Source organism: Rhizobium sp. 01T437, from assembly GCF_056398505.1.
This window is the reverse complement of sequence record NZ_JBFTPM010000024.1, coordinates 1-16,739: the sequence shown is the minus strand read 5'-3', so window position 1 is coordinate 16,739 and position 16,739 is coordinate 1. Positions and strand designations below refer to the sequence as shown.

18 protein-coding genes and 1 pseudogene are annotated in these 16,739 nt (G+C 61.8%); 7 read left to right on the top strand and 12 right to left on the bottom strand.

Features of this window, described 5'->3' with window-relative positions:
- Positions 1-97 precede the first annotated feature (97 nt).
- A complete protein-coding gene (locus AC1DM5_RS31280) occupies positions 98-991 on the top strand; it encodes an alanine--tRNA ligase-related protein (RefSeq protein ID WP_477823979.1) in 894 nt (297 codons plus the stop codon).
- 81 nt (positions 992-1,072) lie between these two features.
- Here AC1DM5_RS31280 and AC1DM5_RS31275 read toward each other — a convergent pair whose 3' ends face one another.
- The 6 genes from AC1DM5_RS31275 to AC1DM5_RS31250 all read right to left on the bottom strand — a co-directional run bounded on the left by AC1DM5_RS31275 (position 1,073) and on the right by AC1DM5_RS31250 (position 6,944).
- Positions 1,073-1,291, bottom strand: a complete 219-nt coding sequence (locus AC1DM5_RS31275; protein WP_477823978.1) for a hypothetical protein — start codon at positions 1,289-1,291, stop codon at positions 1,073-1,075.
- Positions 1,288-2,040, bottom strand: coding sequence for a COG4280 domain-containing protein (locus AC1DM5_RS31270; protein ID WP_477823977.1), 753 nt, complete (start codon positions 2,038-2,040; stop codon positions 1,288-1,290). The genes AC1DM5_RS31275 and AC1DM5_RS31270 overlap by 4 nt, the downstream gene beginning before the upstream one ends.
- A gap of 45 nt (positions 2,041-2,085) precedes the next feature.
- Positions 2,086-3,132 carry an ABC transporter ATP-binding protein gene (locus tag AC1DM5_RS31265; RefSeq protein WP_477823976.1) on the bottom strand — a complete coding sequence of 349 codons (1,047 nt, stop codon included), beginning with the start codon at positions 3,130-3,132 and terminating at the stop codon, positions 2,086-2,088.
- Positions 3,129-4,847, bottom strand: coding sequence for an ABC transporter permease (locus tag AC1DM5_RS31260; protein WP_477823975.1), 1,719 nt, complete (start codon positions 4,845-4,847; stop codon positions 3,129-3,131). Before AC1DM5_RS31260 ends, AC1DM5_RS31265 begins: the two co-directional genes overlap by 4 nt.
- Positions 4,848-4,937: 90 nt before the next feature.
- The gene (locus tag AC1DM5_RS31255) at positions 4,938-5,939 is read right to left on the bottom strand and encodes an ABC transporter substrate-binding protein (protein WP_477823974.1); all 1,002 of its coding nucleotides are present in this window, start codon (positions 5,937-5,939) and stop codon (positions 4,938-4,940) included.
- 111 nt (positions 5,940-6,050) lie between these two features.
- Positions 6,051-6,944, bottom strand: a complete 894-nt coding sequence (locus AC1DM5_RS31250) for a MurR/RpiR family transcriptional regulator (RefSeq protein WP_477823973.1) — start codon at positions 6,942-6,944, stop codon at positions 6,051-6,053.
- A gap of 301 nt (positions 6,945-7,245) precedes the next feature.
- Here AC1DM5_RS31250 and AC1DM5_RS31245 point away from each other — a divergent pair, with 301 nt between their 5' ends.
- Positions 7,246-8,265 (top strand): iron ABC transporter substrate-binding protein, encoded by a 1,020-nt coding sequence (locus tag AC1DM5_RS31245; RefSeq protein ID WP_477823972.1) that lies wholly within the window; start codon positions 7,246-7,248, stop codon positions 8,263-8,265.
- A 51-nt stretch (positions 8,266-8,316) separates the two neighbouring features.
- Here AC1DM5_RS31245 and AC1DM5_RS31240 read toward each other — a convergent pair whose 3' ends face one another.
- The gene (locus AC1DM5_RS31240) at positions 8,317-9,108 is read right to left on the bottom strand and encodes a phosphatase PAP2 family protein (RefSeq protein ID WP_477823971.1); all 792 of its coding nucleotides are present in this window, start codon (positions 9,106-9,108) and stop codon (positions 8,317-8,319) included.
- A 328-nt stretch (positions 9,109-9,436) separates the two neighbouring features.
- On the opposite strand from AC1DM5_RS31240, the gene AC1DM5_RS31235 reads away from it, so the two are divergent.
- Complete coding sequence (locus tag AC1DM5_RS31235) at positions 9,437-9,811, top strand: PepSY domain-containing protein (RefSeq protein WP_477823970.1); 375 nt, start codon at positions 9,437-9,439, stop codon at positions 9,809-9,811.
- 366 nt (positions 9,812-10,177) lie between these two features.
- Here AC1DM5_RS31235 and AC1DM5_RS31230 read toward each other — a convergent pair whose 3' ends face one another.
- The 4 genes from AC1DM5_RS31230 to AC1DM5_RS31215 all read right to left on the bottom strand — a co-directional run bounded on the left by AC1DM5_RS31230 (position 10,178) and on the right by AC1DM5_RS31215 (position 12,899).
- Positions 10,178-10,768 (bottom strand): YqaA family protein, encoded by a 591-nt coding sequence (locus tag AC1DM5_RS31230; RefSeq protein ID WP_477823969.1) that lies wholly within the window; start codon positions 10,766-10,768, stop codon positions 10,178-10,180.
- Between the two features lie 6 nt (positions 10,769-10,774).
- A complete protein-coding gene (locus AC1DM5_RS31225; RefSeq protein ID WP_477823968.1) occupies positions 10,775-11,572 on the bottom strand; it encodes an undecaprenyl-diphosphate phosphatase in 798 nt (265 codons plus the stop codon).
- Positions 11,573-11,789: 217 nt separating this feature from the next.
- Complete coding sequence (locus AC1DM5_RS31220; RefSeq protein WP_477823967.1) at positions 11,790-12,596, bottom strand: COG4705 family protein; 807 nt, start codon at positions 12,594-12,596, stop codon at positions 11,790-11,792.
- 24 nt (positions 12,597-12,620) lie between these two features.
- Positions 12,621-12,899, bottom strand: coding sequence for a hypothetical protein (locus tag AC1DM5_RS31215; RefSeq protein ID WP_477823966.1), 279 nt, complete (start codon positions 12,897-12,899; stop codon positions 12,621-12,623).
- A gap of 396 nt (positions 12,900-13,295) precedes the next feature.
- Between AC1DM5_RS31215 and AC1DM5_RS31210 the strand changes: the two genes are divergently transcribed.
- The 4 genes and pseudogenes from AC1DM5_RS31210 to AC1DM5_RS31195 form a co-directional block, all read left to right on the top strand.
- Positions 13,296-13,973: a winged helix-turn-helix domain-containing protein gene (locus AC1DM5_RS31210; RefSeq protein ID WP_037109214.1), complete on the top strand. Its 678-nt coding sequence runs from the start codon at positions 13,296-13,298 to the stop codon at positions 13,971-13,973.
- 99 nt (positions 13,974-14,072) lie between these two features.
- On the top strand, positions 14,073-15,464 hold the full coding sequence (locus AC1DM5_RS31205) for a HAMP domain-containing sensor histidine kinase (protein ID WP_477823965.1): 1,392 nt from the start codon (positions 14,073-14,075) through the stop codon (positions 15,462-15,464).
- Between the two features lie 2 nt (positions 15,465-15,466).
- Complete coding sequence (locus AC1DM5_RS31200) at positions 15,467-16,024, top strand: dual specificity protein phosphatase family protein (RefSeq protein WP_477823964.1); 558 nt, start codon at positions 15,467-15,469, stop codon at positions 16,022-16,024.
- Between the two features lie 115 nt (positions 16,025-16,139).
- Positions 16,140-16,414: pseudogene (locus AC1DM5_RS31195) on the top strand (dihydrofolate reductase family protein); the annotation flags it as partial.
- Between the two features lie 16 nt (positions 16,415-16,430).
- Here the strand turns inward: AC1DM5_RS31195 and AC1DM5_RS31190 are convergent.
- Positions 16,431-16,739 (bottom strand): cyclic nucleotide-binding domain-containing protein (locus AC1DM5_RS31190; protein ID WP_477976545.1); only part of this gene is annotated, 309 nt, incomplete at its 5' end.

Below are 16,739 nucleotides of genomic sequence, written 5' to 3'. Positions count from 1 at the left end.
GCCGTCACCCTGCCCTGACTGGCAGAGTTTCGCTCGTTGCCAGCAGGGCGATCTTCTTGCAATCACGGCGCGCTTTTTCTATCTTTGATTTGGGCATTTGAACCAAAAGGAGGTTGCCTATGACACCGCGGGACGCCTGATCCAGGACTATCGTGACTACTGCCTTTCCAAAGGCATCGACTACGCATGCATTCAATCCGTACGGCCGCACGACGATACCACGCTCTTCTGCAGCGCCGGTATGCAGCAGTACAAGCCTCTCTTCTCCGATCCATCCCACAAGGGAACCGTCGCAAACAGCCAGGCCTGCCTGCGCATGGGCGACCTCGATGAGATCGGCGACGGCACGCATTTCCTGCACTTCACCATGCTCGGACTATTCTCCTTCCGTCAGATGACAGTCGGTGAAGCGATCGATTTCTGGCTGGATTTCCTTGGCACGCTTGGGGGCACGCTCGGGCTCATGCCTGACCATGTCACCATCCATCCCGACAGGCTGAAGGAATGGACGCCGCTCTATCGCGGCCGCGTGCCCATCATTCCCGATCCCGAATGCATCTGGAGCGACGGCAGCATCAGCGGATACTGCACGGAGTTCTACAAGGACGGGATCGAGATCGGGAATATCGTCAATCCGTTGGGAACTTGCATCGACGTCGGCTTCGGCGCCGAGCGGCTGGACATGATCGTCAACGGCACGGCCCCCGAAAACGCCCTGGAGACGCTCAAAACCGCGATCATGACGATCGTGGAGAGCGGCTACCGCCCCGGCAACAAGGAACAGGGCTATGTGCTGCGAAAGCTCCTGCGGCGCGTCCATGCAGCTGGAGGAGTGCTCGACCATCCCTTCTTCAGACAGGAGGTTGAACGGCAGAACCGCCTTGTCGAAAAATACGAGCGGCTTCGCCACAAGCATCCCGACAAATCCCCGGAATGGTGGTTTGACACGCATGGCGTGGACCTGGAGAGCATGCCGTCTTCAGAACGCTGACAGCGAAACCGGTAGCGCGCTTCGGTGCGCCGCCATGATGAATATTCCCTGCCGCCCCGGTATCGAGGCGGCAGTTTTCGCTTAGCGGCGGAACTTGCGCCTTGCGGCGCGCGTGACACTTTCGGCGAGGATCGCCAGACAGCCGGCGAAGAGCAGCACGGCGCCGGCCATGGCGCCGATCAGGGCGGATTTTACCGCAAGGCCGACACCGAGGATCAGCAGCAAACTCAGCAGCGCCAGCGCGCCGTCATCGATGAACATGCCGATCAATTCCTTGATGGCGATCTTGAGAATATTCATCGGGCAGGCTCCATATGCGTGTCGTGATAGTTGCGCAGCATCTTGACTGCGATGAAGGAGAAGAGCGCCAGCACAGCGAGGATCGGCAGCAGCGACAGATCGGCGCCCGGCCATTCGGTGCCGATGCCTTCTCCGACCCAGAAGATGCCGAAGGCGCTGAGCAGCAGGCCGACGGCGAATTTCAGGCTGTTTTCCGGCACTGATGACAGCGGCTTGTGAACGAAGAGGCCGATGATGATGACCAGCGCGCAGGCAGCGAGCGCGCCAAGACTGGCATAGCCGATCATCCCCTGCCCGGCCCCGGTGGCGATGACGATGAAGACCACCTCGATGCCCTCGAGCAGCACCGCCTTGAAGGCGGCCGTGCCGGCCAGGAAGTCGGCGCGCTTTTCGGCCGCCTGCCGGCGCAGGCTGTCGGTCTCGGCGGCGAAGGCCTTTTCCTCGTCATGCAGCGCAATGAAGCCGGAGGCGCGCAGGATCGCTTTTCTCAGCCATCGCAGGCCGAAGAGAATGAGCAGCGTGCCGATGACGAACTGCATGATGTCGATCGGGATCAGCCCCAGCAGCGGGCCGAAGATCAGCACCAGAAGGGCGAGTACGGCAAGCGCCAGGCCCGTGCCGATGAAGGCCGGCCGCCAGCTCTGCGTGACGCCGACGGCAAGGATGATGGTGAAGGCTTCGACGACTTCCACGAAGGAGCCGAGGAAGGAAGCCGTCACGGTGGAGGCGATGCTTGTTATTGTTGTCATGATACGTGTCCGTGATCAGTTCGAAGGGGCAATTCAAAAGGCATTTCAGGCCGGCAGGATTGTGCAGCGCTTCGGCGGCAGCGAGAAGGCGAGTGCGGCACCCGGCAGCTCCCGCTGCGGCCAGTCGAGCCGCACGAGATCGCCGCCGATCTTCACCTGCAGGCGCCAGCAGCGGCCGTGGAAGGCGCTGTCCACCACCTCGCCGGTCAGATTGTTGTCGGGATATTCCGAAGGCGGGCGGCCATCCTCCGGGCGCACGATCAGCATGGCCGAGCCATCCAACCGCCCGGAACAATGGCTGAGCGTGCTGCCATTGCCCGTGACGCTGAAGCGATCCTCGCGGGCAGTGCCCGAAATCAGCGAGAAACCGCCGAGAAAGCGGGCGACGAAGGCATTGGCGGGTGCGGCATAGATCGCCTGCGGCGAAGCGAACTGGACGATCGAGCCGCGGTCCATCACCGCGAGCCGGTCGGAAACGGCCATCGCCTCCACCTGATCATGGGTGACATAGACGGCCGTCATGCCCTCGGCGCGGATGAGCCGCATCATTTCCGAGCGCAGGTCGTCACGCAGCGCCGCATCGAGATTGCTCAAGGGCTCGTCGAGCAGCAGTAGGCGCGGCCGCATGGCGAGACAGCGGGCGATCGCCACGCGCTGCTGCTGGCCGCCGGAGAGTTCGCTGGGCCGCCGCGCGCCGAGCGCCCCGAGCTGGGTGATTTCCAATGCGTGGTCGACGCGCCCAGCGATCTCGTCGCGCTTGAGCCCGCGCACTTCCAGCCCGAAGCTCAGGTTCTGCCGCACCGTCATATGCGGCCAGAGCGCATAATCCTGAAACACCAGCCCGACATTGCGGTCTTCGGCCGGCACGGCCTTTTTCTGCGACCAGACGGTTTCGTTCTGGATGCGGATCTCTCCGGCATCGGGCGTCAGCAGGCCGGCGATCGAGCGCAGCAGTGTCGATTTTCCCGAACCGCTGGCACCGACCAGCGCCACAACTTCACCCGGCTCGACCAGGACGTCGAGATCCCTCAGCACCGTCTTGCCGCCGAGGGATTTGGTGAGGGAAAAACATTCTAGCGCGGGTTGCGTCATGATCCGGCCTCCGGTGACGGGTTGCTTGAATTGCGAAAGAGCGAACCGGCTGCGGCTATGATACCGACGATGCAGAGCGCTGTCAGCGCCAGCGCGCAGGCCACCGCATCGCGGTCCTGGGTGAAATCGTTGACGATCAGCGCAGGCAGCGCCGGGCCGCTGCTCGGCATCAGGAATTGCGACATGGGCAGCTCGAAGAGCGAGCGGATCATCGTCACCCCGAAGGCAACGACAATCGCCCTTCGCACCAGCGGCAACACGATGCGCCTGAGATGCTGCATCGGCGCAGCACCCGCAAGCCGCGATGCCTCGCCGAGCGAGGCGCCCAGCCGGTCGAGGGCAGCCCAGAGGAAGATCAGGCAATAGGGAAGCGCGGCGGCCACATAACCGACGACCAGCAGCAGCCGCGAGCCGTAAAGCCCGACATCGCGGAAGCCGGCGAGCCGGTTGTAGAGAAGGATATAGCCGAAGGCGAGAATGATGCCGGGAATAGCGACGATGACCATCGCAAGCCCTGCCGAAAACAGCCGCGTGCTGCGCGAGGCAAGCGATATGCGATAGGCAAACAGCGTGGCAAAGGCGACCGCCAGCAGGGCCGCGAAGAAGGCATAGACGAAGCTCGAGACCAGCGCCTGGCCGGCGACATCGCTCATGTCGAAGACCGTGCGCATGGCCGCCAGCGAGAAATTGCCCGGCGACAGCGCATCCGACAGCGACACGGTGAAGGCCCGCACGACGATTGCAAACAGCGGCAGCAGGGCCGCACCTGTCAGAACCAGCCCGAGACAGAGAAGCACCAGCGGCTGCCAGCCGCCGAGCCGGTATTTGGCAAGCTGGCGGTTGCGCCCAGAGATGAAGCGCGTCTCGCGGGCGGCACCGCTGAGTGCCGTGGCCGCCACCGATCCCGAGACGAGCACCACGAGCAGCAGCGCCTGCGCGCCGGCAGCGGCGAAATCGACCGGGAAACTCGCCGTCGCGGCATAGATATTATAGGTCAGCAGGCCGAAATTCATCGAGCGGGCAATGGTGTTCGCCATGCCGAAATCGCCGACGATCTCCGCAAATGTCGTCAGCAGCGACAGGCCGATCGCCGGCAACAGCATCGGTATGACGATGCGCCTGACGGTCTGGCCCGGCCGGGCCGACGCCATGCGCGCCGCATCGATGAACTCGCCGCCGAGCCCCTGCAGCCGCGAGCGGACGATGAAATAGGGAACCGGGAAGAGCGCAAAGGCCATGACCATCAGCAGGCCGGGCGGCCCGAAGAAACTGGAGGCGCTTTCGGGCGTCAGCAGCCCGAGATAGACGAGATAGCCGCCCTGCGACATCAAAAGCACCCAGGCAAGACCTTTCAGGTAACTCGGCGTTGCGAAGACCACCCAGGGCAGCGCCAGCCAGACGCGCCGCAGCCGCACATCGCTCAGCGCCAGAACCAGTGCCAGCGCCGTGCCGAGCGCCGTCGACGTGACCGCGCCGACAAGCCCGAGAAGGATCGTATTGAGGATGCCGCGGAAGAGCCGCGGTGAACTGACGAGCCGCGTCAGCGCTGTCAGGTCTGGCGCAAAGCTCTGGGCGGTGGGATCGAAAAGCTTCGGCAGCACCGCCTGCACCAGCACCAGCGTGAGCGGCAGCCCGATCAGGACAAAGGCGACCAGCCACAGGAGAGGCGCACTCCCCCGCCAGTTCCGGCGGCCGATAGCAAGGGCGACTGTCATTCCAACACCGATCAAACCTGTATTCTCGTTAAAGGAAGCGCGGCGGACATGCCGCGCCTCCGCTGTCGTCAAAGCGAAATCAGGGCCGGATCAGGGAACAAACTGGTCCCGGAACCACTGCTTCCATTCCGTCTCGTTGTCCGACGCTGTCTTGTCGTCGAGGATCTGCCAGCTGGCGGTGTTGTCGACGCGGGCGCCATTGCCCTTCACGCCCTTGATGACAGGCGCGAAGAAGCCATCGCCGCCTTTCGTGTTCAGCATCGCCGTCTCGGCTTCCTTGGTCAGCAGGAACTGCACGAAGGCCTTGGCCTGATCCTCATGACTGGAGTTGCTGGCAATGCCGGCGCTGGAGGGAATGGCGACGACGCCTTCGGAGGGATAGACGACCGTAACAGGCTCCTTCTGCGCGATCAGCGCATAGATCGACGTATCCTGCTGGATGGCGAGCGCGGCATCGCCCGTGATCAGCGACTTGTTGACGGCGCCGCCGCTCGGAATGCCGCTGATCGCCCTGTTGGTGAGGATCTTGGCAAGCTCGGCCTTGCCTGCATCGACGCCCTTGTCGGCAAAATAGCCGGCAAGCCACTGGAAGGCCGGACCGGAGAGGTTCGGATCCTTGGCGGCCACCTTCCCGGCAAAGTTTTCAAGATCGCTCCAGCTCTTCGGCAGTGCTGCATCGCCGGTCTTCTTGGTGTTGACGGCAATCGCCGTGGTCGAAACCGTGACCGGGAAATAGGCCTGGCTTGATGGTACGAGGCGACGGCCGAGATCGGTATAGTCAGCCTTGTCGGCAAGACCGGGTTCCGGCTTCAGGATGCCCTGCCCGGCAAGACGGCTCATGACGGCCGAACCCTCGACCCAGAGCACATCGAACTGCGGATTGCTGCCCTCGGCCGCGACCTTGCCGAGCAGCTCGCCCGTCGACAGGCGGACGAGATCGACCGCGATGCCGCTCTTTTCCGTAAACGCCTTGCTGGCGGCATCAACCGTATCGAGCGCCGAATAGACAACAAGATGATCTGCAGCGTAGGAAGGAACGATCGCACAGAGCAAAGTGGAGGCGAGCGCGCCTGCAAATAAAGATTTGTTCATTTCTCTATCCCTTGGAGATGGATTGTTTCGGGGGCAAAATATGCTCCGCAATCCTACCATTTTAATATTTCATTAATATTACAGAAGGAGAGAAACTCATGATTCTATTCTTTATTTCTTGACGCCTCGCTTCAGCCAGAGCTTGTCGATCGCGCCGCGCAGCGCCCCGAATTTTGCCAGCGACGCCAGCGCCGCGTCACGATCCCGAGCGGCAAGTGCAACGATCATCGCCTCGATGAGAACCATGGTCGCGCCGTGGAGCGAAAGGTGATCCGCCCTGCCCCGCGGCACCGGCAGCATCTCGACGACCCGCTTGCGAATGAAGGGCACCAGGCTGTCGCCGATCAGCGCCACCGGCGCACCGCATGCCTCGGCATGGTCGAGCACCACGGTCACCTCGCGATAGACCGGCGCATAGGCGATCATCAGAATTACGTCGCCTTCGCCGACGCCGAGCAGCTGGTCGGCAAGGCCGATGCCGCTGTCCGACAATGCCGTAGTCGGCAGGCCGAGCCGGTTGAACTGCAACGCCGTATATTCCGCGACGCTGCCCGAGGGGCCGATGCCGAAGATGAACCGGCGCCGCGCCGAAAACAGCAATTGCACCGTGCGCTTGAAAGCCTCGGAAAACTCCGCGCTCGCCATGACATCGAGGCTCTCGCGATGCGCCTTCAGCACATGGCCGAGCGCGCCCTCGGGATCGCCACCCAGATCTTCGAGCGTGCGCTTGAGGCGACCTTCGGGTCCGCCGCCGGTCAAATCGGCAAGGATCGCTTCACGCAGGCTCAGCAACCCTTCGAAGCCGAGCGAACGGGCGGTCCGCACGACGGTCGCGTCGCTCGTGCCCGCCTTCTCGGCGATCTCGGCTGCGGAATTCAGAAGCACGGCTTCCTTCTGGCTGCGGAAGAAGCTCGCCATCTTCTGCTCGGCCGGAGACATGCCAGGCAACGCCGCCTCGATTCTCTCGTCGAGCGTCGCTTCCGCTGTCGTCACCAGATCCGTCATATCGCGTTTCCTTTGTCGAATTCACTACAGGATACGTTATCCGAAATATTTATTTCGAGAACATGACAGAAGATCGACAACGAAAAAACTTTCGTGATCAGGCGCCGTCGATTCAGTTAAACTATTATTTTACATAGGATATCGAGGCCGCAAACCGGCATCAAAAAGACCACTTCCGCCCTACTTTTTACGTTTGAAATGGATCCAACTTGTCATAAAAACAAACTTGACAACACCAGTCATGTAAAAATAGATGCCCTCACGCTTCGAAAACGAAGCCTTTGCGCCAAGGAGGGTAGAGATGAAAATTTCCGCAAAACACCGGTCCGCATTCGCATTCGCGGCCATGCTTCTGACAGCCACCGCACTGGCCGGCGGCCGTGCGAGCGCTGAGGAAGCCGAGGGTCTGGTGATCTACAACGCCCAGCACGAAAGCCTGACGAACGGCTGGGTGGAAGGCTTCACCAAGGAAACCGGCATCAAGGTGACCGTCCGCAAGGGCAGCGACATGCAGTTCGCCAATCAGCTCATCCAGGAAGGCTCCGCCTCCCCGGCTGACGTCTTCCTGACCGAGAACTCGCCGGCCATGTCGCTTGTCGATGGTGCCGGTCTGTTTGCGCCCGTCGATAAGGAAACGTTGGACCAGGTTCCGGAGCAGTATCGCCCGGCTGATGGCATGTGGACCGGCATTGCCGCGCGCACGACCGTTTTTGCCTATGACAAGACGAAGCTTTCCGAAGACAAGCTGCCGAAGTCGATGCTCGACCTGCAGGATCCGGCCTGGAAGGGTCGCTGGGGTGCCGCTCCCGCCGGCGCTGACTTCCAGGCCATCGTTGCAGCTTTCCTGCAGCTGAAGGGTGAAGACGCTACCAAGACCTGGCTGAAGGGTCTCAAGGACAACGCCACCCCCTACAAGGGCAACAGCGTTGCCATGAAGGCAGTGAACGCCGGCGAAGTCGAAGGCGCGATCATCTATCACTATTACTGGTTCGGCGATCAGGCCAAGACCGGCGAAAACAGCAAGAATGTCGCCCTGCACTATTTCAAGAACCAGGATCCGGGCGCTTTCGTTTCCGTTTCGGGCGGCGGCATCCTGAAGTCCAGCAAGCATCCGAAGGAAGCCCAGGCCTTCCTGAAGTGGGTTGCCGGCAAGGGCGGCCAGGCTGTTCTGCGCGACGGCGATTCCTTCGAATATGCTGTTAACGGCGATGCCAACCCGAAGCTCGTGCCGCTGGCTGAACTTCACGCGCCGAAGGTCGAAGCTTCGACGCTCGACAGCAAGAAGGTCGTCGAACTGATGACGGCTGCCGGCCTGCTGTAAGGCTCTGAAACCGATCGGCCACGCGGAAACCTGCGTGGCCGGCTGCATTCGTCAACGGGTCAGGAATGCCGCGGCAAGTTCCGCGCGGGCGTTGTCGAGCAACGGCTTGAACTTCGGATCGTGCAGCAGCAGGGTGCCGAGCGTCGTGCCGAGAACGGCGCTTGCCCGGATATCGCTACGCGAATGCACGCCACAATACATGCGGCTGACGGCGAAATCCTCGGCCCGGGCCATGATGACCTGCCCCTTGGCCGGCATCAGGTGAGCGAGGATGATGCCCTGCGCGTAGGACAGCGTGCCGTGGCCGCTCGGATAGGAGCGCACCTGCGAACCATTCTTTCCTGCAGCTTCGCAGACCTGGATATTGGTATCGAACGTCCAGGGGCGGCGGCGGCCGTAATAGACCTTGACCACATCGGCGGCCGCATCACGCTCGCGCATCACTGCGTCAAGCATTTCGGCGGTTGCCGGAAGTTTCGTGAGATCGAAACCGACAGGGCCGAGTGTCGGAAGCCACAGCTCCGAACTCTCGTGACGATCATCCCAGACGGCCTGATCGAGGCGTTCCTTCGAAGCCGTCTGCTGCAGATGCAGCACCTCGGCAACCTCAGCCTTCTGCTGATCCGAACCATCGGCCGGAGGCGGCGCCAGAAGCGTCACCGGATCGAGGTCTTCAGGGGACAGATATTTCAGGATATGGGCGGGCTTCTGCGGCAGTGCTGCGGCGGCGGCAGGCTGCGCGACCGGGTCTGCAGGAAAGGCGACAGAGGTCACGGTCTGGGCAAACGAGGGCGTGGCAAGGCCGACCGCCATCGCAAACGCGAGGCAAGCGTAACGAGACATGACAATTTCTCCTAGGGGCTAAACGCCTGGGGGGTTAGCGTTCAAATGGGCAAGCCGCCGCGTCGCTTTCGTAGCAAACGCGACAGATCAGAAAATATGTTGTAAGCATTACACGGCGATGACAGCAGGGCCGCAAGGCGAAGCGATCGATCACACTGCGGCAATTTGCGCAAATGGTGACAGTGATCACGAGGCGGCACTGGCAGGCCGTGCGGCCGTTTCCGTATTAAGCCTCGCTTACCGAATAGTAAGTTGCCGGCAATCACGGCGCAAAGCGCAGCCTTCATAAGGTTCCCGTTCAATGATGAACCAACGTATGGAGAGCATTATGACGAGCTACCACACCTTGAAAGCCGCAATGGCAGCCCTGATCGCGACAAGCCCGGTCGGCATCGCCGCAACCACGATGGCCCAGCCGGCGATGGCGGCGGAACAAAGCGCCGGCAAGGACGATGCGTCCGAATATGCCAAGCTTGGCGGCGCAAAACTGAGCCTTGCCGATGCGGTGGCCGCCGCCGAAAAACAGTTCGGCGGCAAGGCGGTGAATGCCGCGCTTGACAATGAACAGGCGAGCGCCGCCTTCGAGGTGGAACTGATGACGCACACCGGATCGCAGACGGTCGCCGTGGACGGCCAGACCGGCGAGGTCAAGCATGTCACAGATAGCGGTGATAGCAGCAAGGATGGCGAGGACGTTGAATAGGGCGTAGCCTTTCTCGATCCGAAAATATGAAAAACCTGCGTGTGTGGCCCCCCTCACCCTAACCCCTGCGGGGGCGACGGAACGGGGCTCACGACGCCTTTTTAGGGTGCGTAGACGCCGCGGCAAACCCCTTCTCCCCGGCGGGGAGAAGGTGGCCCGAAGGGTCGGATGAGGGGGCTCCGGATGATGGGTTATCATATTGATAGATAATTATATTTTTATCAAACCGCTCGACCGGCAATGGCATATCTCGAGCGTGGAACCCCTCACCCTAACCCTCTCCCCGCTGGGTAGAGGGGACGAGGCATGCGGCGCCTATGAGTGTAGGGAGACCGTGCGGCTAATCCTTCTCTCAACCCGCCTGCCCTAATGCGCCAGCACTCTCACGGCCGCATAGCCAATCACAACAACCACACCTGCAACCAGCACGATCTGACCCAGCCGCTTCTCGACGAAATGCGCAATCCGCTCGCCATAGCGCCGCAACAGCAGCGCCAGCAGAAAGAACCGCCCGCCCCTCGCAATCACAGCCGAGACCGCGAAAAGCGCAAGGTTCATGTGCACGACGCCTGAGAGGATCGTCACGACCTTGATCGGCGGCAGATGCGCAAGGCCCGATGTAACGAGCAGGATCAGGATCCAGCTATCGTCCATGCCTGATTTCATCTGCTCGAAAGCATCGAGCTTGCCGTAGAAGGCGAGCACGGGTCTCGCCACGCTCTCATAGGCGAAATAACCGAGCGCCCAGCCGGCCACGCCGCCGAGCACGGAGGCCACGGTCGCGATCAGCGCGTAGCGGTAGCTGCGCTGCGGCATTGCCAGGCACATCGGCAGGAACAGCACATCGGCTGGCACGAGGAAAACAGAGCTTTCCACAAAGGCGATGACGGCAAGCCACACCGCCGCAGATCTGCGTGCGGCAAGCGACAGGACCCAATCATAGAGGCGCTTCAGCATGGCCGCTCAGCCAATCGTCGCAAGCAGAGCCATGCTGACGAGGCCGACGACGATCCGCCACCAGGCAAAGGGCGCATAGCCCCGGTTCGATACGAAATCGAGCAGGCGCCGCACCACCAGCAACGCGGTGAAAAAGGCCGTGACGAAACCGATTGCTATCATGATGCCCTGATCGGCGCTGAGCTCGTTGCGGCTCTTGTAGAGATCGAGTGCGAAGGCGCCGACCATGGTCGGCATGGCCAGGAAGAAGGAGAATTCTGCCGCCGCCCGCTTGTCGGCCCCGAGCAGCAGCGCACCAACGATCGTCGAGCCGGAGCGCGAGGTGCCGGGCACCATCGCCAGGCACTGGAAGAAGCCGATGGCGATTGCCGCCGGCCAGGAAATATCCATTGCATCGTGATAGCGGGGCGTAAGCGTCAGCCGGTCGACGATCAGCAGGCCGATGCCGCCGAGCACCAGCACGATGGAAATCAGCATGGGCGTTTCGAACAGCACACCCTTGATGAAATCATGGGCGAAGGCGCCGATGACGGCCGCCGGCAGGAAGGCGAAGAGCACAGCAAGCACGAAATGCCGGGCGCGCTGACTGCGCGGCAGCGCCATGACGATCTCCACCAGCTTGCGGAAATAGACGAGCAGGATGGCAAGGATGGCGCCGAGCTGGATCAGCACGTCGAAGGTTGCGACCGACTTCAGCCCGAGGAAATGCCCGATGAGGATGAGATGGCCGGTGGAGGAAACCGGAATGAATTCGGTCAGGCCCTCGACGGCGCCCAACAGCACCGCGCTTGCGTAGTCCGGCATGTCTGTCGCCCTTGTTGCTGCGCCGGCGGACGCCGGGCCAAGTGGGATGGATTGCCGCCGTGCGGGAAGGATTGCATTTGGCGGGCGGGGGTCGTGTCACAGGCTGTAGGCCAAGGACCTGTCCGGCGCTTTTCCGCGATCTTACAAATCCGTAAGCGCTCGCCTCGCCCCTCATGGGTGACCCATGACAGGGCGAGGCGAGCACGTCGGGCAGCCCTTAACGCAATGGCTCTTCCGGGCTGCCTTCGATCTCTGTTTCGTAGTTGAAACTCATGTAGATGACGATGAAGGCGATGATCGCGAGGAACATCAGGCTCGTATAGATCGTGCCGAGCCCGAGGCCGCCATAGTCCGATGGCTGTGAAAGATAGTCGCCGAGCGAGGCGCCGAGCGGCCGGGTGAAGATATAGGCGAGCCAGAAGGACAGGATGCCGTCGAGCCTGAGCGCGAAATGCGCGAAGGCGATGACGGCGATGATCGCGCCGAAGATGAGGCCCGTGGTGATGTAGCCGAAGCCGAAGACCTCGGAGATCAGGTCACCGACCGCGGTCCCCAGCGCGAAGGTGAAGAGCACTACCAGCCAGTAGAAGGCTTCCCGTCGTGTCGTGAAGATCGAGTGGATCGACAGCGTCCCCTCCTTCGCCTTCCAGAGGATGAAGGTGACGATCAGCGCGATCGAAAAGGCGATGGTCGAGGTCAGCAGCGGCACGCCGAAATTGTCGGTGAGATTATCTGTCACCAGCGTGCCGACGACGCTGATCAGCACCACTGCCAGCCAGTAGACCCAGGGAACGTAACGCCTCTGGGTAAACTGCAGCACGATTGCGCCGATGAGGATCGCCGTCATGATGATGGAGGTCACCGTCAGGCCGAGGCCCATATTGACCGCCAGATAATCGGCCGCCGTCTCGCCCATCGTCACCGCCATCAGCTTGATCAGCCAGAAATCGACGGTGACGCGCGGCACGCGGTTGATGTCATCAGCCGGCATGTTCGCCAGCCTGCCCGATGGATTGTTTACCATTGGCTCTCTCCTCGCTTGCTGCAATCACTTGCCGATCAGCGTCATGGCTTCGGTCAGGAACTTGTCCGAGCGGGTGTCGTCATCAGCATTGCAGCGCTCGACGGCTTTCGCTTCGAGATCGTTGACCTTGGCCATGTCGGCATCGCTGAGCTTGGCCTTCGCCTTGGCCGCCCGCATATCCTTCAGCATGTCTTCGCAGGGCACGGTGGCGGCATGAGCGGGCATGGCGACGGCGATGAAACCGGCCATGACGAGGGCATTGAGGAGGGCTGAGGCGGCGAGAGTCGTGGGGAGTGTCTTCATGGGATATCTCCTTGAATGCGGCGCCCGGCGCCGGCGTTTGAACAGCGGTGGCGTTCGCGTTTTCCGCCACCGTGTCTCAGCTTCTAGCCGCCGGTCCATACACAGCCTTTGCCGGGAAGATACGCTTTCGTAAGAAAGGTCAGGTTGCAGGAAAAGCCGGGATCGGACCGGCCCCGCCGCCTTACGAATCCGTAAGAATTCGACAAGGCGGAGGACACAATTTTGCGCGAATTGTGCCGCGTGACAGCAAGAGCATTTCCAGTAAAAGTGTGAAGCGGTTTTGCGTCTGGAATTGCGGAAGACAAAGAGAGCAATTCCAGCAGAAGTGTGCCGCGGTTTTGCGTCCGGAATTGCGGAAGACAAAGATAGAACTCAGGTGAAGGGTTTGGACCGGCCATGCGCATTCTCGTCGTCGAGGACGATAAAAAGACGGCCGATTTTGTCGCTCGCGGCATGATCGAGGCGGGCCACGTCTGCGACGTCATCGACGACGGGCGCGACGCGCTTTTCCAGGCGACACGTGAGCAATATGACGTGCTGGTCGTCGACAGGATGGTGCCCGGCCTCGACGGGCTGTCGCTGATCAAGGCGGTGCGCGCCGCAAGGATCGGCACGCCGGCGATTTTCCTCACCTCGGTCAGCGGCGTCGACGACCGCGTCGAAGGGCTGGAGGCCGGCGGCGACGACTACCTCACCAAGCCCTTCGCCTTTTCCGAGCTGCTCGCCCGTGTCAATGCACTCGCACGCCGCCCGCCCGTGCAGGACCAGAAGACGGTGCTGCGTGTGGCCGATCTCGAACTCGACCTGGTGCGCCGGCAGGTGACGCGACAGGGCCAGACGATCGAACTGCAGCCGCGCGAATTCACCCTGCTTGAAGTGCTGATGCGCGGCGAAGGCCGGGTGCTGACCCGCACCATGCTGCTCGAACGCGTCTGGGATTTTCACTTCGACCCGAAGACCAGCGTCGTCGAAACCCATGTCAGCCGCCTGCGCGCCAAGATCGACAGGCCTTTCGACATCCCGCTGCTTCATACCGTGCGCAATACCGGATACAGCCTGCATGCGCCGCGCTAGAGCATCGGACCGAAAAGTGTGTAGCGGTTTTCGGATAATCCGATGCTTGAACAAAAGAACATCGGACCGAAAAGTGCGCAGCGATTTTCGGATAATCCGATGCTGAAGGAAAAAGCCGCTTCCAGGAAAAGCTCCAGGCTGCTGCGCAGCACGCCCTTCCGGCTGGCGCTGGCCTTCGGCCTGCTCTTCATCCTGGCCTTTCTGGTGGCCGGCATCATCACCTACCAGCTCCTGAAACGCGATCTGGCTGAGGCGCTCGACGATTCCGTGCGCGAGACCTATTCGGTCGTCGCCTCCACCTATTCACCGGCCGACATCGAAGACCTCGTTGCCGCTGTCTCAGCCTATGCCCGCCTCAACAATTCCGAAGACAGCATCTTCCTGCTTTCGGGCGAAAAGGGTAAGCGGCTTGCCGGCAATGTCTCGCCGTTTGCGGCAGAGGATGGCCTTTCGACCATCGAGGCCGGCGACATCGGGCAGAAGGGCGACGACCGCATCCGCATTCTGGCAGGCACCGTCGGCGGCAACCGGCTGATCGTCGGCGAGAGCTTTGCCGAAACCGAGGATCTGGAACATATCGCGCTGATGAGTTTCGGCTGGGCCACCGGCGGCATCATCATTCTCGCCTGCGGCGGCGGTGCTTTTCTCGCCGCCCGCGCCCAGCGGCGGCTCGACGGCATCGAGCGGGCGATGAGCGATGTTTCGGGCGGCGATCTGGCGCGGCGCATTCCGCTCGAAGGCAATGGCGATGATATCGATGTCGTCGCAACCCATATGAACCAGGCGCTGGACCGGCTGTCGGCCCTGGTCGAAGGCATGCGGCAGGTGAGCGCCGATATCGCCCACGACCTGAAGACGCCGCTCAACCGCCTCAAGATGACCGTCGAGCAGGCAATAGAACAGGGCGGGCGCGGCGAGGATGTCCAGACCCTGCTGATCGACGCCCGCGAGGAAAGCGACCGCATCAACGCCACGTTCGAGGCGCTGTTGCGCATCTCGCAGATCGAGGCCGGCGCCCGCAAGGCGCGCTTCCGGCCGGTCGATATCAGCGACATCATGGGTTCGGTTGCGGAAATCTACAGCAGCGTTGCAGAGGATAACGGCCAGTCGCTCGACTTCACCACCAGGCCCGCCTCCCCCTGCATGGTCAATGGCGACCGCGAACTGCTGACCCAACTCTTCGTCAACCTCGTGGAAAATGCCATCAACCATTGCCCGCCGATGACCAGGATCACGCTTGCCCTGCAGGCTGACGATGACGGCTTTTCGGCCAGTATTTCCGATGACGGCCCCGGCATTCCCGAAGCGGAGCGCGAACTGGTCTTCCGCCGCCTCTACCGTCTCGACAAGAGCCGCACGACCTCAGGCAGCGGGCTGGGCCTTAGCCTCGTCAAGGCGATCGCCGATCTGCACGCCGCCCACATCACGCTCGCCGACCGGCATCCCGGCCTCGGCATCACCCTCCTCTTTCCCGCCCAATCCCAAGGATAAAAATGAAACGACGTTGGAAAATCCCCGCCGCTTTCGGCATCGCCTCATTGTTGTTTGGCGGCTATCTCGGTGCGCTGCAGCTATCGGGCAATTTCCATGAAGTGCTGCCGGGCGAACTCTACCGCTCCGCCCAACCCTCCGGCGCCGATATCGACACCTATGCCGCCCGCTACGGCATCAAGACGATCCTCAACCTGCGCGGCGAAAACACCGCCAACTGGTACATGCAGGAAACCGAGGCAGCGAAGAAAGACGGCATCACCCATATCGACTACGGGCTTTCCGCCTCCACGGAGGTGACGGCCGAGCAGGCGCACGAACTGCTGACCCTGCTGCGCGATGCGCCAAAGCCGATCCTCATCCACTGCCAGGCCGGCGCCGACCGCACCGGCCTCGTCTCCGTCCTCTACCTGCAACAGATCGCAGGCCTCGACGAGGAAAGCGCCGAGAGGCAGCTTTCGGTCCGCTACGGCCATATCGGCATCCCCTATCTCTCGGCGGCCTTCGCCATGGATGTGAGCTGGGAAAAGCTCGAGAAGGTTTTCGGGATCGATAGCTAGGGCTTGCTCTCTTGGGTGGAGTGCCAACAAGCCCGGGCCTGAAAAGGACGACCATGCGGCGGGACAGCTATTCAAATTTCCGGACACGCGGGAGTTTTCGGGGACGCATTACGTCTTCAACAACACCCGCGTCGTGAGTAAACCTGTCTCGGAACTCAAGAAGCTAAAACCGGCAAGACGATCTTCATTTTCGGCAGCGCGGAACTGGCGGATTCACTTCTGAGGGAAGACCTAGTGGACGAAATCCGAATCCGCCTTGTGGCCGTCATCCTCGGCGGCGGCAACCCGCATTTCAAACCGGCGGGCCGGCAGCTTCCACTGAAGCTACTCGACAGCACGACGACCGCAGCCGGCGCAGTTATCCTGCGCTATGAGCCGGTCAAGGCGTAACCCCCGCTGGCTTGGATTATTCCTTCGGCGGCCCGCCCCGCCGCTCCAGCGCCGTCTTGCGGATGGTCTCCGCGATCTCCGGACTACTGTTCGACAACATCTGGAAATCCACGACGTAGAGCGACAGCAGCGATACCTCGGTTGCTGCGCTGACCGTCGCTGAGCGCGGTTCGCCGCTGATCAGCGCCATCTCGCCAAAGAAGTTTCCGGCACCGAGTTCCACTGGATGGTCGGGTGTCGCCACGGTGACCCGCCCCTCGACAATGAAGAACATCTGATCGCCAACATCGCCCTTGCGGCAGATCACGGCACCTGCGGGGACAAT